Consider the following 15,868-nt stretch of genomic DNA (forward strand, 5'->3'; position numbering starts at 1 on the left):
GAGCGGGTTATCCTGCAGGTGCAGTTGAGCCTGCAGGTGCAGTGATCCTGCGAGGCAGAACGGCAAGCTGGTGAGCTGCCGGTGATCTCGATGCTGCAGAGTCAGCAGCGGTTTGCATTGCCGACCTACCGCTGAGTCAAAAGCCTTGAAAGGTTGTGGCGCTCTGCTTGAAGGAAGTGCCATGCATGGCGATGGCAGTTGCATGGGAAATGCCGCGTATGCCGATGGCTACTGCCTGAAGCAGATGACCTTGCTGACGCCATCTCGTGGGAGCGGCCTTGTGCCGCGATGGGCTGCGCAGCAGCCCCAGGTTTTCAGCTTCTGAGCAGATATGTCGCGGCCGGCCCGGCCCCCGGCAAGGACCGCTACATGGCATTGTGCAAGCTTGCAGATTTCGCGTAGAGCCGCTGCTTGCACCAGAGGGCAAGCGAGCGGTCGCCGCTGCCTTACTTGACCACTGCCGCCTGGCCACCAGCTTCGCGCTTGCGGTGCACCAGCAGCCCCGCAGCCACCACGGCGATGCTCAGCAGTGCCGTCGCGATGATCTCGATGCGGTGGTCCTCACGCAGTGCCATTACCCCCAGTACCGCCACGATAAAGGCAATGGTCGCCCAGGTCAGCCCTGGGAACAGCCACATCTTGAACGCGATCTGCTCACCGCTGGCCTCGCGCTTGGCACGCATGCGCAGTTGCGAAACGGCAATCACCAGGTACACCAGCAACGCGATGGCGCCAGAGCTTGCCAGCAGGAACTCGAAGACCTGGGCCGGCGCGAGGAAGTTGGCGAAGACGCACAGGAACGCCGCCGCAGTGGACAGCAACACCGCCACGTAAGGCGTAGCCGCCTTGGTGGTGCGCTGGGCCATCGCCGGGGCATCGCCACGCTTGCTCAGCGAGAACAGCATGCGCGAGGAGGTGTACAGCGCCGAGTTCAGGCAGCTGGTCACGGCGATCAGTACCACGATATCGACGATCAGCTTGGCATTGGGCACACCGATGCGGCTGAGTACGGTCTGGTACGAGCCGACTTCGGCCAGCGCCGGGTCATTCCATGGCACCAACGCCACGACCAGGAAGATCGACACCAGGTAGAACAGGCAGATCCGCCAGATCACCGAGTTGGTGGCGCGGCTGATCTGCTTGCCCGGGTCCTTGGACTCGGCAGCGGCGATGGTGACGATCTCGGTGCCCATGAACGAGAACATGGTCGTCAGCATGGCAGCCAGCACGGCGCCAAGGCCGTTGGGCATGAAGCCCTGGGTGTCGAACAGGTGGCTGGCACCGCTGACCTGGCTGGTGGGTACCAGGCCGAACATGGCCACGCAACCGACCACGATGAACGCGATGATGGCCAACACCTTGAGCAGGGCGAACCAGAACTCGAACTCACCGTAATTCTTCACGCTGAACAGGTTGGTCACGGTCAGCGCCAAGGTGATCAGCAGGGAGAACGCCCACAGGTCCACGGCCGGGAACCAGGCATGCAGGATGGCTGCAGCGGCGTTGGCTTCCAGCGGAATGACCAACACCCAGAACCACCAGTACAACCAACCGATCGTGAACCCTGCCCAGCGCCCGATGGCGCGGTCGGCGTAGGTGGAGAACGAACCGGTGTCGGGTGAGGCCACTGCCATTTCACCGAGCATACGCATGACCAGCACCACCAGCGTACCGGCAGCTGCATAGGCCAGCAGCACCGCCGGGCCCGCCGCTGCAATGGCGTGGCCGGAACCGACGAACAGGCCTGCGCCGATGACGCCAGCGATGGACAGCATGGTCACATGCCGTTGTTTAAGCCCCTGAGCGAGGTCATTGGAATTGTTGCCGCTCATAAAACTACCTTTGCAAGGAGTAGATCACGTCGGTTGCAGATGCGCGGCTCGCGTCTGGAGCATGCACAGCGGCAACCCTTGATTGGAGACTGGCAATAACCGCGCCATGTGCTACGCGCGCTCGACCAGACCACTCTCAAGACCAACAACGGCGGGGGCTAGGGCAAAAAACGCCACCGCGTGGCCGATTAGCCATGAAAAGCGCTCATTACCGAAATACTCACTTACAAATGCACCAAAGGTGCCCCTCGGTAACACCTGCGCACCATCGCAAGGCAAACAGGGCGCAACCCTTCGGTACAACCCTAGGCCAAGGCGGCGGTCAAAAAGGCTGCACCAGGGTGGCTCGACAGGCTGCCCGGACAGTCAGGTTTCACGGGCACATGGTCCGAAAGCGCTTCCCTGGAACCGTCAAAACTGGCACCATCGCGCCTTTTTTCATCATGGCTCTGGTGCCGGGCAACCTCCCTTGTGGACATCTGCGCGACGTTGCGCTGCAACGATGCGACAAACTGCCCCACCAATGCCCAGAGTGCCCGGCGACCCTGTTGGCCGTCATAATGCCGCTATGCTAGCTTGGCGCACGCCAGGAAGGCCGCCAACAGCTGGGAACGCACCCGAACACATGAGGACCGCACATGGCTCAGGCCACGCCCGCGCTGGAAATCCGCAACCTGCATAAACGCTATGGCGAGCAGGAAATTCTCAAGGGCATTTCGCTGACCGCACGCGACGGTGACGTGATCTCCATCCTGGGGTCGTCCGGCTCCGGCAAGTCCACCCTGCTGCGCTGCATCAACCTGCTGGAAAACCCGCACCAGGGCGAAATCCTCGTGGCCGGGGAAGCCCTCAAGCTCAAGGCGGCGAAGAACGGCGACCTGATGGCTGCCGACAACCGCCAGATCAACCGCCTGCGCAGCGAAATCGGCTTCGTCTTCCAGAACTTCAACCTGTGGCCGCACATGTCGATCCTCGACAACATCATCGAGGCCCCACGCCGCGTACTTGGCCAAAGCAAGGCCGAGGCCGTCGAGGCAGCCGAAGCGCTGCTCAACAAGGTGGGGATCTACGACAAGCGCCACAGCTACCCCGCCCAGCTTTCCGGTGGCCAGCAGCAGCGCGCCGCCATTGCCCGTACCCTGGCCATGAAGCCCAAGGTCATCCTGTTCGACGAGCCCACCTCGGCCCTCGATCCGGAAATGGTCCAGGAAGTGCTTAACGTTATCCGCGCATTGGCCGACGAAGGCCGTACCATGCTGCTGGTGACGCACGAGATGAACTTTGCCCGCCAGGTGTCCAGTGAAGTGGTCTTCCTGCACCAGGGCCTGGTCGAAGAGCAGGGATCGCCGCAGCAGGTCTTCGAGAACCCGACCTCGGCGCGTTGCAAGCAATTCATGTCCAGCCACCGCTAACGGAGCAATACATGCACACCTACAAGAAGTTTCTCCTGGCAGCCGCTGCCACCCTGGTGATGTCGGCCAATGCCATGGCCGCGGAAAAACTGCGCATGGGTATCGAAGCCGCCTACCCACCGTTCAACAACAAGGACGCCAGCGGCAACGTCGTCGGTTTCGACAAGGACATCGGTGATGCCCTGTGCGCCAAGATGAAGGTCGAGTGCTCGGTCGTCACCTCCGACTGGGACGGCATCATCCCGGCCTTGAACGCCAAGAAGTTCGACTTCCTGATCTCGTCGCTGTCGATCACCGACGAGCGCAAGCAGGCGGTGGACTTCACCGACCCGTACTACTCCAACAAGCTGCAGTTCATCGCGCCGAAGAACGTCGACTTCAAGACTGACAAGGACTCGCTCAAGGGCAAGGTCATCGGCACCCAGCGCGCCACCCTGGCCGGCACCTACCTGGAAGACAACTACAGCGGTGTGGACATCAAGCTGTACGACACCCAGGAAAACGCCTACCTGGACCTGGTCTCCGGCCGTATCGACGGCATCCTGGCCGACAAGTACGTGCAATACGAGTGGCTCAAGAGCAAGGATGGCATGAACTACGAGTTCAAGGGCGAGCCGGTGATGGACAGCGACAAGATCGGCATCGCCGTGCGCAAGGGTGACACCAAGCTGCGCGACGACCTGAACAAGGCCCTGGCCGAAATCAAGGCCGACGGTACGTACAAGAAGATCAACGACAAGTACTTCCCGTTCAGCATCGAATGATCCGCCCCGATTGGCGCGCCCCGGTGGCGCGCCATTCCCTAGAATGACCTGCCCATGAATATCGACTTGCACGGATTCGGTCCGGCCATGATGGCCGGCACCCTGATGACCGTAAAACTGGCGCTGTGCGCCTTGCTGTTAGGGCTGGTGCTGGGCCTGCTCGGCGCCCTGGCCAAGACTTCCCCGATCAAGCCGTTGCAGTGGCTTGGCGGTTTCTACTCGACCCTGGTACGGGGCATTCCCGAACTGCTGTGGGTGCTGCTGATCTACTTCGGCACCGTGGGCCTGATGAACGCCCTGGGTGAAGCCCTGCACATGCCCGGCCTTGAGCTCAGCGCCTTTGCCGCTGGCGTCATTGCCCTTGGCCTGTGTTTTGGCGCCTACGCCACCGAAGTGTTCCGGGGCGCCATCCTGGCCATCCCCAAAGGCCACCGCGAAGCCGGGCTGGCGCTGGGCATGTCCAAGGGCCGCATCCTGTCGCGGATCATCCTGCCGCAGATGTGGCGCATCGCCCTGCCTGGCCTTGGCAACCTGTTCATGATCCTGATGAAGGACACCGCGCTGGTGTCGGTGATCGGCCTGGAAGAAATCATGCGCCACGCCCAGATCGGCGTGACCGTGACCAAGGAGCCGTTCACCTTCTACATGGTGGCGGCCTGCATCTACCTCAGCCTGACCGTCATCGCCATGACCGGCATGCATTTCCTGGAACAACGCGCCGCTCGCGGCTTCGCGAGGGCCGAACAATGAACTGGGAAGTGATCATCAAGTGGCTGCCACGCCTGGCCCAGGGCGCTACCCTGACCCTGGAGCTGGTGGCCATCGCGGTCGTGGCCGGCCTGATCCTGGCCATTCCGCTGGGCATCGCCCGTTCATCGCGGCACTGGTACGTGCGCGCCGTGCCGTTCAGCTACATCTTCTTCTTCCGCGGCACCCCGCTGCTGGTGCAGTTGTTTCTGGTGTACTACGGCCTGGCCCAGTTCGACGCCGTGCGCGCCAGCGCGCTGTGGCCGTACCTGCGCGACCCGTTCTGGTGCACCGTGCTGACCATGACCCTGCACACCGCCGCCTACATCGCCGAAATCCTGCGCGGCGCCTTGCAGTCCATTCCCAAAGGCGAGATCGAGGCTGCGCGGGCGCTGGGCATGTCCCGGGCCAAGACACTGATCTACATCATGCTGCCCCGGGCTGCCCGCATCGGCCTACCGGCCTACAGCAACGAAGTGATCCTGATGCTCAAGGCCAGCGCACTGGCCAGTACGGTTACCCTGCTGGAACTGACCGGCATGGCGCGGACCATCATTGCCCGCACGTACTTGCCGGTGGAGATCTTCTTCGCCGCTGGCCTGTTCTACCTGCTGATCTCGTTCATGCTGGTGCAGGGCTTCAAGCTGCTGGAGCGCTGGTTGCGCGTGGACGCCTGCCAGGGGCGCTGATCCTTTACCGGCCGCAGCCGGCTGGCCCGTGTTTGCCTAGCATGTGGATGCAAGGGTGAAAGCGGGTTCAGCCGACAGCACGGCCTGAACACCTTCTATCGACAGCGCTCCCAATGCCTACCTCCCTCCACAGCCACCTTCTGCTCGAACGCTTTCAGGCGCTTGATCGGTTTTTGATCGAGCATCAGGCGCTGTGGAAACCCAGGCCGTTCACCCGCCTGCACCTGGATTGGGAAGGCACCTACCCGGATCTGGCGCGACATCTGCGCCAAAGCACCCTGGCCGATGCCGAGGGTGACGTCGACCCACACGCACTGCCCGCACCTTATCCACAGCTGGCTGATGCCGCCCAGATGCTCAGCGCTCTGGGTAACCTGCCAGCCATTGCGCTCCCCGCTGCCGCGCACCGGCTTGACGTCAATGTGCCCGGCCGCAAATGGCAGCAGATCGAAGCCTTCGCCAGTCACCTCGCCTTCCGGGCACCCTCGCGTCACTGGCTGGACTGGTGTTCGGGCAAAGGCCATTTGGGCCGGCGTTTGCTGCAACCCGGCCAGCGGCTGACCTGCCTGGAGTACGACCCCGAGCTGGTGGCTGCCGGCCAGGCCCTCAGTGCCCATCACCACTTGCCCGTGCAACACCTCCACCAGGACGTGATGGCCCCTGGCAGCGCCGAGCATCTGGATGCCGACACCAGCGTGGTCGCCCTGCACGCTTGCGGCGACCTGCATGTTCAGCTGCTGCGCCTGGCCAGCCAGCAAAACTGCCCACAACTGGCCGTGGCCCCGTGCTGCTACAACCGCATTGCCACCGCCCAGTACCAAGCGTTATCCACAGCTGCCCGTGCCTCGGCCTTGCAGCTGTCGCTGGATGACCTTGGCCTGCCCTTGAGCGAAACCGTCACCGCCGGCGCCCGCGTTCGCCGCCAGCGCGACACGTCCATGGCCCGCCGCCTGGGCTTCGACCTGCTGCAACGCCAGCAGCGCCAGACCGACCAATACCTACCCACGCCATCGCTGCCGGTGGCCTGGCTGGCCAAGCCCTTCGAGCAGTATTGCCGTGACCTGGCGGCGCTCAAGCAATTGGAGCTGCACGGGGATATCGACTGGGCGGCCTTGGAGTCGGCGGGGTGGGAGCGATTGGCGCAGGTCCGTAACCTCGAACGCCTGCGCAACCTGTTCCGACGCCCGCTCGAACTCTGGCTGGCATTGGATCGTGCCCTTTTTCTGACCGAACAGGGCTATGACGTGCATTTGGGCGTGTTTTGCGACTATGCCCTTACCCCACGCAACCTGATGATCCTTGCCGAGCGCGACAGATAGCCGCAGAACAACCTGTGGATAAGTCTGTGAACAAGCTTGGGGTTACCTGTTGGTGTACGCGGCCATCCAGATGGATTTGCTTATTCCAAAATCACGTTCAAGACCAGCAAAAACAGGCATTTGCGCAAATTCGGCTGGTTGAGGCCTGAGTTATGCCATTGGCACAAGTATTCGATGCCGCTTGTGCATAAGCAATTTTCCGGGGGCGATTTTTTGTTGATTTCAGAGAGGTTTGATGCGTAGGGGGTGGGGTTGCCATGCCGGAATTGGGAATGGCTTCAGTGCATGCCATCGCCTTGAAATTTTGAAGTCTGTTTTCTGCGAGCCGTTATCGAAGAACTGGGCGGGTGCCTGAAAACGGGTTGCCTATCCGCTTGGCACCCTGCCCTACCGTCATCCCTGCAGCCGAGGTTCTGGTGGGCCTTCGCTAGTGGCGCTTGCCTTTGGCGATTTCGATGTCGTTCAGCAAGGCGTTGGCCATGTCGCAGAGGTAATCCGCAGCACCGAGCAGCTTATGGTCATCCTCCATGTCCCCCTCACGCACCAGGTGCCTGATGTAACCCATCAGGATCGAGACATGTTCGTACGCAGCATCCACCGGGATGCCGGGTTGAACGCGAAGGAGGTTTACGGGTGGGGTGCCGGCTTGGAGGAAGGTTTCTACGCCTGCGGTGGTGACAGCGCTTTCAACGGGTGGGTCAGGAACAATCGTTTTCATATGAAACCCCTATGTTCAAAGGAGTTGCCACATTCATGCTTCTCACGGGACAAAGGCGGCAACCGTGCACAGGGTGAGAAACCGAGTGAACATAGGAAGCCCGGCCAGACCGAAGTCTGCCCGTGCACGGTCGCCATTGAGCAGCCGCTAGGTTCAAAGTCGGGTTCTCACACCCGGTCGCCAGAGCGACGGGGCAAAGGTATCCGTGAGGTATTTCCCAGACAACGGCGATACTTCGGCAGAGCGCGTAGGATACGTCCGATAACTAAACTTGCAGAAGTCTCCAGCTGGAGAGTCCAGACATTTCCTACAAAACCAAGACTCGCAAGCTACAACACTCCAGCCCAACTCATCCCCATGTGGGAGCGGCCTCGCGCCGCGATGGGCCGCAGAGCGGCCCCAAAACTCCCACCCCAAACCACATATCCCCCCCTACACAAACACCGCAACATCCCACCCCTAATCCCCGCCCCCACAACCGTGTATCATGCGCCCCCCAAATCATTAAAAAGTGACGTCGCGCGCTGCCTGCCAGCCCTGCGGCCATCTGGCGTTGCGCCAGATTCGACAACGGACCTGACTCTCGTGACCCAAGCCAAGCCCCTCGCCCTGCTCGCTTTCGCCCTGGCCCTCACCGCCTGCGCCAGCGCCCCCTCGCACCCCGCCCCCGGCAACCTCGGCTGGAACCACCCCGGCATGCAGCTGGGCGGCGACCGAGGCCTGCCCCTGCGCGCCGACAACACCTGCCGCAAGCGCGGCTGCGACAACGACAAGCTGTTCTTCAACCCCGGCAAGACCGAGCCAAGCGTCACCAACATCCACCGCGGCTGGTAAGAAAATTCCCCTTTTGGGTCGGTGACTTAGGTCATTTTCAAACAATCGCAAGGAAGTGGTTTACACACGCCAAACGATCGTTATAATGACGCCCCATTGCCGGTATAGCTCAGCTGGTAGAGCAACTGACTTGTAATCAGTAGGTCCCGGGTTCGATTCCTGGTGCCGGCACCATTCAAGGTTTCAGAGAAGGGTTTCAAAATCTCTGGAATTCACGAAAAACCCGCCTTTTGGCGGGTTTTTTCGTTTTGGCGTTCCGTCGAATTCCGAGGGTAGCCAGCGCTAATAAGGGTACTTTTAAGGATACCTACCAATTCGACATTGGAAAGTACCCTTATGGCTCGCACAACGGCTCCCCTTACCGACAACGCCTGCCGCACTGCAAAGGCTCGCGAACGTGAGTACAAGCTTTTTGACGGCGATGGCCTTTACCTGCTCGTGAAGCCCAACGGTCGCAAAGGCTGGCGGCTCAGGTACGTGAAGCCCGATGGTCGAGAGGGCCTGACCTCACTCGGCAATTACCCGGTGGTCGGGCTGGCTGATGCTCGCCACAAGCGCTTCGAGCTCAAACAGCAGCTCGCCAACGGCATTGACCCCATCCAATCCAAGCAACAGGCCAAGGTGCAAGCCGTAATCAATGGCCGTACCTTCGAAAGCGTTGCGCTCGATTGGTATGCCGGGATGGTGCCGAAGTGGGCGCCGGGCCACGCCAAGACTGTGCTCAGCCGGTTGAAGACTCACGTATTCCCTTTGCTCGGTGCCAGGGCAATCGTCGAGCTCGATACCCACGACCTCATGCAGCCTCTAGAAGCCGTGACGAAACGCGGCACCATCGATGTGGCGCTTAGGATCAAGAACTACCTTCAAAGCATCATGCGCGAAGCCAAACGGCTGCGGCTGATCACCGCGAACCCGGCTCACGACCTTGACGGCTCAATCAGAGCACCACGGGTTACACATCGACCCGCACTACCCTTATCGCGGCTGCCAGAGCTACAAGCACGCATCGACGACTACAAAGGTCGTCCACTCACACGCCTTACCGTGATGCTGTCGCTGCACGTGTTCGTACGCTCCAGTGAGCTGCGCTTCGCCCGTTGGAACGAGTTCGACCTCAATCGCGGCATCTGGGAGATTCCCGACACTCGCCCGGCGCTCGACGGCGTACCGTTTTCCACAAGGGGTACGAAAATGGCCGGAGACATTCACGTTGTACCCTTATCGCCGCAAGCAGTGGCGTTGCTTGAGCAGATCCACGCGATCACCGGCAAGTTCGAGTTGGTGTTCGCGGGAGATGCCAAACCGTGGAAACCGATATCCGAGAATACGGTGAATGCCGCGCTCAGGACGATGGGCTATGACACCAAGGTGGATATCTGCGGCCACGGGTTCCGGGCTATGGCGTGCAGTGCGCTGGTCGAGTCCGGGCTGTGGTCGGAGACGGCTATCGAAAGACAGATGAGCCACAAGGAACGCAACAACGTGCGCGCCGCTTATACCCACAAGGCCGAGTTCCTCGAAGAGCGCCGGATGATCATGACCTGGTGGAGCCGGTTTCTGGAGGCGAACCGCGAGGACCATGTGACGCCGCATGAGTTTGCCAAGCAGACGGGCGAGAACGTCACGCGGCTTCGTAGTGCCAAGAGGACCGAGTAACCCGCCGCACCACCACCTCAACTCGCTGTGAAGTTACCCACAGCACCCCGTGAAGCTCCTCCGCGCGGGTCCTTTCAAACGGGGCTGCAAAGCCGCCCCGTTTGAAAGGACCATACCTAAGAAAAAAACTGCTGGCACAGCTTACGTCTGTGGAAAACCACTGATGTCCACCGGGGGATAGATTTATCCACAGGCGCTAAATCCCTGATATCGCGCTACTTGACGAATATTGTCCACAAGCGTAGACCGGGAGTCGCAACAGCTGTCGATGACAGCACCCCAGGTGACCAGAACCTTTAAGGTCACGCCGCTCCCGCGGTGGTTCACCCGCAAGTACGATTCGCGTCCGGCAGCTCGTACGGTCACTACCCATGTGATGGATGCCAACTCAATATCGTTGCCCCTGCGGCAACCACCCTACCCATCTGCTCAGCAGCAGCCTATTCGCTTGGCCATTTCGCGTGCGCCAACCTACGCCCGTCTCTTTCACCGGAAAGAGACGGGCGCTTCTAACACTGCTGCAGCCCTGATCGCACATGACTCAGCCGCAATTCCCCTCGTGACAATTGGCGTGACAAACGCCGATGTCACCAGCAACAGCCATGCAGATGATGGTGCCGCAGACCAAGGAATGGACTGCACCTGACTGACAGTCAGGCATGCCCCGGTCATCGCATTGCTGCGTTCACCCGGCTCAGGATCTCACGGCACTGGTCTCGTCAGCCAATGCAGCCTCCACCCGCCCACCGGTAACGGTGCTCAGGAAGCCAGATCATGAGATGCCCTTGCTCCCGGTCGTAAGGAGCCGCCAGTCCCGCGAAGAGGACATTCCCACAGGTCGCAGGGGCCTTGATCCCTGATAACACTCAGCATTCTTGGCGGGATGACGTGGGGCGAGGATCGGAGAACGGTAGATGAGGTGACTGACATGGCATTAGTAGGCAGACGCGATGGTCGTAATTTCGGTTATGGCAGGCAATTGAGCTACGCAGGACCGCAGGCGCTGAAAGACATGTTCGGCGGTGGCCATTACGGTACGGTCAAGGCGCACAGTGATCGATGGCGGGCATTCGTGAAGTGGTGCCGCTCCGAACAGGGGCCCGGTATCAATGATGCCCGGCAGATTGATCGGAAAGTGCTGGCCGATTATGCGGCGTATCTGCGTGACTTGGTGAGGCGCGGTGAGCTCGCCGTCAGCACTGCACAAAACCGGCTATCCAGCGTTAACCGGACCATGGCGGCGCTTCGCGGTGATCATTACGTGAAGTTGCCAAGTCCGAGCAAGGCGTTGAGTATGCAGCGCACCGGAGTTCGACAGTCTGTGACACAGGGCCAAGACCGCGAACAGGTTAAGCAGATCGTCGATGCGCTTTGCCGCCATCATCAGCCACGCGCTGCCGCGATCGTTCTGTTGGCGCGAGCCACCGGCATACGCTTGCGTGAGGCCATCTTGGCTGACCTGCCACGGCTTAGCCGTGAGGCTATCGATCTAGGTAGGATTAACATCCAGGATGGCACCAAAGGCGGCCGCGCCGGCGCCTCGGCGCCACGTTGGATTACGGTGGACGACCATGTTCGAGGTGCCCTTGGTTTTGCACGGCAGGTGTCGCCCGCGGGTAGCCGCAACCTAATTGCGCCAGACGAAAGCTACCTCAATCTCCTACAACAAATCATCCGCCCTGCCCGGGATATCCTGCATGCACACAACCTCAAAGGCTTTCATGAGCTACGAGCGGCGTACGCATGTGAGCGCTACGAGCAGATAACGCACTACCCCGCGCCAATCAATGGTGGCCACTGTTGCCAAGTAGATAGGAACCTTGATGGCGAGGCCCGGAGACAAATCAGCTATGAACTGGGGCACGGTCGGATCGATGTGGTTGCGGCCTACATTGGGGGGCGGACATGAGCAAGCCGTTCGATATGGAGTTGTTCTTGGCTGGCGTTTTGACCGGCTCGCACGCAACCCGGCAACGCCAGTTGCGGCAGGCGAGGACCATCCAGAGTGAAATTGCAAAGCGCTGGCAGCGAGTGACACCATGGGCCTGGAAGCGTAAGCACTTGGTTTGGTTTCTCGAGCATTATCTCGCCGAGCGTAAGGAGGCGACTCGCTATTCTTATCTCCTTACCCTTCGACTGCTCGCCCGACGTCTAAAAAAGTCTTGGGTTTTCAATATCTGAAAGGGAACTGATCCTGATAGTCACGACCGACGGCAATCCCCCCCTGGAGCTGGCGAAGGGTGGCAATTAGCCAAGAGCAGTGCTTGTATTTGTCTTATGTGCAAGGCAATTCTGAGGTGCGCACATGGATTTCGATAGTTTTGACGCCATTGATTTGACGACCAATAGTTAACCCCACACAAAAAGTTACAGCATTCATCCTACGCTCCCTTGATGGTCAACTACGCTTAAGTTTCCAATCAATTGAGGTTGTTAGATATGGCTAGTGGGATTTTTCATGTGGAATTTCGCGCGAGCACAGGCGATTTCGGTGACGGGCTCGTGGTTGTGAAGGACGGCGCGGTGAATGGAGGCGATCCTCATTACCTCTACCAAGGGGAAGTCCCAACCGAATCTGGCAATTTCGAGTCGCGATTTACCGTTCGGAAGTACCGTGAAGGTAATGTGAATGTCGTAGGCATCGACAATTACACACTGCTGGCAACAGGTAGGGTTGATTACGAAGGTGGAACCATCGAACTTCGTGGAGCGGTAGAAGGAGTTCCGCAACTAACCCTACAACTGCGTGGTCGAAAAATACAGCCTGTGGTGTGAACCTGGGTGAGCCTGTTTAAGATAACTAAGCATGCTCGCCGGACCTACGCATGACCAAAGGCTGAAGACTGATTAATAAGACCCTGCTGGCTGGTGGGGTCTTACATTCAGATTGCTAGGCGATCAAGCATATCCAGTAAGGCCGCAGTAAAAATTTATAAATCAATATTGACTAAATAGACAGCCAATAAACGACTGCCTATAAAACCCACCATATTAACGCTGCAGCGACAGCAAGGCAAACTGCTGCTGCTAAACCGGTTTTCTGATGGGCCGCAAATAAAGTCAGAAAACCTGTTTTTGCTCGATTTGGAAGTCGCTCCCACCCAGATGGTACAATCTCATCACTCTCGAAAAATGGGCGCCAATACTGTTTTATATGTTGGCCGTCATGTTCAAAAAATTCGCTATGCGAGTAGTCAAAATATCGATCTGTGACCATCGCATTTTTAAAACCAACACGACCTGTACTACCGTAGCCCCAAGTTGTGCAGCTCGCTATCAGCGGCCATATATCTCGAACACCTACGTCATTCAATATTGCACTTTTCCGCATTGACCGGGCGTTTCTATCCCAAGGATATTGACGCTTTATCAGGCAACCGCATAGTACAATCTTTTCAAAACTTATGTCTGGGTGATCCTCAAGTATTCTACTCACCACATAAGTTCCGAAACTGTGCGCAATTACCGATATACGGGCTAAAGGTTCTTCTTCCTTAAGCCTTCGGATGTCGCGCACAATTTTATTAACAGGCCCAGAGCGAAATGGGCTGGCAAGTTGCAGACCAGTGACTACATCATAGCCCAAGTCGTGAACTTGAAAATTTTGTATACCATGAAATTCGCGCTGGACTTCCCGCTGCCATGCCCCATCAGTCCGAATCCCATGAATCAATACTAGAATTCTTGATTCTGAGCTATCCCGTATACCACTGCGCTTGTTATCCACTAACGCATCAAATAACTCTCGATGCTCCTCCGGTATAGTGGTGGCTCTTATTAAACCAAATACTTCTTTTCTTTGTCTTGCATTGGTTGACGACCAAAGAGTCTCGACAAGCTTAACTACTTCAGTGGAATTCATCTTTAGCCACACTAAACATAGTCTCAAGATCGTCGTCGCTGACTTCCATCTCAATTCCTCTCAACGGGTCGAATATCACATCAGGACATTCATACCAACTATCGACCTCTAAAATAACGGGTCCCATTGGAGACTTAACTACGAGATGACGAACCATTATTCCCGCTTTGACCAAAGACGTCGTTACTTTCGCGAAACGAGCTGAACTGCCGGCTTGAGAAATGTCAAACAGCCTATTAATATTAATGGTCACATCATATACTCGTGCACCATCGGCTTTTTCAATGTCGCCAAAATGCTCTGCCACCCTAATGAGAGCATCTGCGATTTGCGGATTTTCTTCAATTAAGGGAGAGAATCTTTTCGATAACATAAGAATATTCCCCTGGCGTGCAAGTTCCTGTGACTGCAAACTCGTTCCGCTCACCGCTCAAAAGCACATGTATCTGGCGGCTTGCATCACTTGGCATTATAAACCAAATATTAGACCCCGTCACAAAACCTTTTTTGTCCATGAAGCCTTTCATCGCTGCAGATGAACCATCATCCTCTGAAAGACCCTTTGACAAATTCGGCGCTGCGAGATTCATAGAAATCCCGTAATCATTCATCGCCGTCGTGGTCGTATATCTAATGATGCCGGCGAAGTCTTCCTGCTTGTAGTACATGGTGTCTTTTGCTTTGCTCAGCGAAACCTGTTCGAATGATCCAATCGGAACATACTTTAGGATTGTCGCGATCATAGCAGAAACTTGCTCGTGATACTTCGTAGAGTTATCTCGGGACGCAATTCGAATTTGAAGCAAGCCACTACGATCCAAGTGAGCAATGCTAATCGCTCGCTTTTTCGTTATTTGGTAAACCTTTACGCGTTGATTTTTGTTTGTATCTAGATTGTCATCAACTAACTTACTACTTTCGCGTGTTTCGCATACTTTTATTGTCAATGAGAGTGGGCCGGAACCATTCGGCGCATCGTCAAGACGTATATCCACAACCTCAGGTGATTCCGGCATTTCTAAATGAAGCGGAATCGACATGAGCCCGAATTGGTTCAACTCGTTGGCTATCCCTTCAATTCGCTTTCGCGCCAAAATCTTCAAAGCATCGGCGGGGTCACATCTGAAAAGAAAGATGTGCTGTTTGCCATACTCCTCTACCTGACGAAGGAGCACGGACAAATCGTCCAGGGCAATTTTCTTCGATTCGAGAGCTGGCGCAATTCTTTTTGCGTACAGCTCATCCCAATTGGCTGCGGAGATTGGGACGTCATGCTTGCGCAGGAAATCTCGGACAACCTCAAGGCTACTGGCCTCTCTGATCAATCCAAACACCACCTTCGCTTGTTCTTGTTCCACAGCGCTAAGCACGAGCTCACTCCAAATCTGAAAAACTTCATGGCGACCGCGATACGGCCGAACGTGTTCGACAGAGATGGCATGAGTCTCCTAAAGGCTACCCGCGAGGCTTACGTACCTTGCCGCTTCCCTGCCGGCGGATTTTGGTCGTTAACACAAATAAACACAATCTGGCAGAACAAAAAATCTGGCGCTTTGCCATGATGGTCAGGAATTGCGCCGCGAACAGCTGCCCAGAGGCAGGCCCGAATAGGAAGCCGGCCCCTCTACGATTAACGCGAACAAGCTCGGCTGGTGGGGCTGCGGTGCCTCGAAATTCCATGGAGACCATAGGCCTTGAGGCGGTACCGGGCCCACCGCCCCAGATAGCGCGGTTCAGTGCAGCGCTTGATGCATTTGACCGCCGCACGTGTCCTCGACGAATAGTGCCTTCGATAGCGGCATTCTACGAAGCGTATCCTTGGGTCGCCGACTGGAGCTCAGAATAGTCCAGGAGCTATGCATCAAAGGCTTGGGGTAGTGGCAGAGGATAGTTTTAGAGATAGAAGATCACATTTCTTAGTGTTTAATTCATAATAATCAAGTAGTTATCGAGCTTTTCGATTCCTGGTGCCGCACCATATAAGGTTTCAGAGAAGGCTTTCAAAATCTCTGGAATTCACGAAAAACCCGCCTTT

The 15,868-nt window shown here is 57.5% G+C and carries 15 protein-coding genes and 1 tRNA gene; 11 read left to right on the forward strand and 5 right to left on the reverse strand.

Annotation, left to right across the window (positions count from 1 at the left end):
* Nucleotides 1-446 precede the first annotated feature (446 nt).
* Complete coding sequence (gene gabP / locus ACF8GB_RS10790) at nt 447-1,832, reverse strand: GABA permease (RefSeq protein ID WP_078477839.1); 1,386 nt, start codon at nt 1,830-1,832, stop codon at nt 447-449.
* A gap of 638 nt (nt 1,833-2,470) precedes the next feature.
* On the opposite strand from gabP, the gene ACF8GB_RS10795 reads away from it, so the two are divergent.
* From ACF8GB_RS10795 to ACF8GB_RS10815, 5 genes are all read left to right on the forward strand, one after another.
* A complete protein-coding gene (locus tag ACF8GB_RS10795) occupies nt 2,471-3,244 on the forward strand; it encodes an ABC transporter ATP-binding protein (protein ID WP_058606102.1) in 774 nt (257 codons plus the stop codon).
* Between the two features lie 11 nt (nt 3,245-3,255).
* Nucleotides 3,256-4,008 (forward strand): ABC transporter substrate-binding protein, encoded by a 753-nt coding sequence (locus ACF8GB_RS10800; protein WP_058639938.1) that lies wholly within the window; start codon nt 3,256-3,258, stop codon nt 4,006-4,008.
* A 54-nt stretch (nt 4,009-4,062) separates the two neighbouring features.
* Nucleotides 4,063-4,758: an ABC transporter permease gene (locus tag ACF8GB_RS10805; RefSeq protein ID WP_058606101.1), complete on the forward strand. Its 696-nt coding sequence runs from the start codon at nt 4,063-4,065 to the stop codon at nt 4,756-4,758.
* Nucleotides 4,755-5,444: an ABC transporter permease gene (locus ACF8GB_RS10810; protein WP_078477838.1), complete on the forward strand. Its 690-nt coding sequence runs from the start codon at nt 4,755-4,757 to the stop codon at nt 5,442-5,444. The genes ACF8GB_RS10805 and ACF8GB_RS10810 overlap by 4 nt, the downstream gene beginning before the upstream one ends.
* A 113-nt stretch (nt 5,445-5,557) precedes the next feature.
* The gene (locus ACF8GB_RS10815) at nt 5,558-6,763 is read left to right on the forward strand and encodes a methyltransferase (RefSeq protein ID WP_392527014.1); all 1,206 of its coding nucleotides are present in this window, start codon (nt 5,558-5,560) and stop codon (nt 6,761-6,763) included.
* Between the two features lie 427 nt (nt 6,764-7,190).
* Here the strand turns inward: ACF8GB_RS10815 and ACF8GB_RS10820 are convergent, their stop codons facing one another.
* The gene (locus ACF8GB_RS10820; protein WP_058639967.1) at nt 7,191-7,481 is read right to left on the reverse strand and encodes a DUF3077 domain-containing protein; all 291 of its coding nucleotides are present in this window, start codon (nt 7,479-7,481) and stop codon (nt 7,191-7,193) included.
* A gap of 585 nt (nt 7,482-8,066) precedes the next feature.
* Between ACF8GB_RS10820 and ACF8GB_RS10825 the strand changes: the two genes are divergently transcribed.
* From ACF8GB_RS10825 to ACF8GB_RS10850, 6 genes are all read left to right on the forward strand, one after another.
* Nucleotides 8,067-8,315, forward strand: a complete 249-nt coding sequence (locus tag ACF8GB_RS10825; protein WP_197844360.1) for a hypothetical protein — start codon at nt 8,067-8,069, stop codon at nt 8,313-8,315.
* 98 nt (nt 8,316-8,413) lie between these two features.
* Nucleotides 8,414-8,489 (forward strand) — tRNA-Thr (locus ACF8GB_RS10830).
* 162 nt (nt 8,490-8,651) lie between these two features.
* On the forward strand, nt 8,652-9,971 hold the full coding sequence (locus tag ACF8GB_RS10835; protein ID WP_392527015.1) for a tyrosine-type recombinase/integrase: 1,320 nt from the start codon (nt 8,652-8,654) through the stop codon (nt 9,969-9,971).
* 928 nt (nt 9,972-10,899) lie between these two features.
* Nucleotides 10,900-11,880: an integrase domain-containing protein gene (locus ACF8GB_RS10840; protein WP_392527016.1), complete on the forward strand. Its 981-nt coding sequence runs from the start codon at nt 10,900-10,902 to the stop codon at nt 11,878-11,880.
* Nucleotides 11,877-12,152, forward strand: a complete 276-nt coding sequence (locus ACF8GB_RS10845) for a hypothetical protein (protein ID WP_392527017.1) — start codon at nt 11,877-11,879, stop codon at nt 12,150-12,152. The genes ACF8GB_RS10840 and ACF8GB_RS10845 overlap by 4 nt, the downstream gene beginning before the upstream one ends.
* A gap of 258 nt (nt 12,153-12,410) precedes the next feature.
* The gene (locus ACF8GB_RS10850) at nt 12,411-12,746 is read left to right on the forward strand and encodes a GrlR family regulatory protein (protein WP_392527018.1); all 336 of its coding nucleotides are present in this window, start codon (nt 12,411-12,413) and stop codon (nt 12,744-12,746) included.
* 199 nt (nt 12,747-12,945) lie between these two features.
* Here ACF8GB_RS10850 and ACF8GB_RS10855 read toward each other — a convergent pair whose 3' ends face one another.
* Genes ACF8GB_RS10855 through ACF8GB_RS10865 form a run of 3 tightly spaced genes read right to left on the reverse strand, consistent with a single transcriptional unit; the run spans nt 12,946 to nt 15,203 of the window.
* Entirely contained in the window at nt 12,946-13,833 is an 888-nt protein-coding gene (locus ACF8GB_RS10855; protein ID WP_354363249.1) for a hypothetical protein, read from the reverse strand.
* A complete protein-coding gene (locus tag ACF8GB_RS10860) occupies nt 13,820-14,206 on the reverse strand; it encodes a hypothetical protein (RefSeq protein WP_354363248.1) in 387 nt (128 codons plus the stop codon). The genes ACF8GB_RS10855 and ACF8GB_RS10860 overlap by 14 nt, the downstream gene beginning before the upstream one ends.
* Nucleotides 14,175-15,203 carry a hypothetical protein gene (locus ACF8GB_RS10865; protein WP_354363247.1) on the reverse strand — a complete coding sequence of 343 codons (1,029 nt, stop codon included), beginning with the start codon at nt 15,201-15,203 and terminating at the stop codon, nt 14,175-14,177. Before ACF8GB_RS10865 ends, ACF8GB_RS10860 begins: the two co-directional genes overlap by 32 nt.
* Nucleotides 15,204-15,868 lie beyond the last annotated feature (665 nt).

Source organism: Pseudomonas sp. xss_4 (assembly GCF_043104125.1).
Classification (GTDB): domain Bacteria; phylum Pseudomonadota; class Gammaproteobacteria; order Pseudomonadales; family Pseudomonadaceae; genus Aquipseudomonas; species Aquipseudomonas parafulva_B.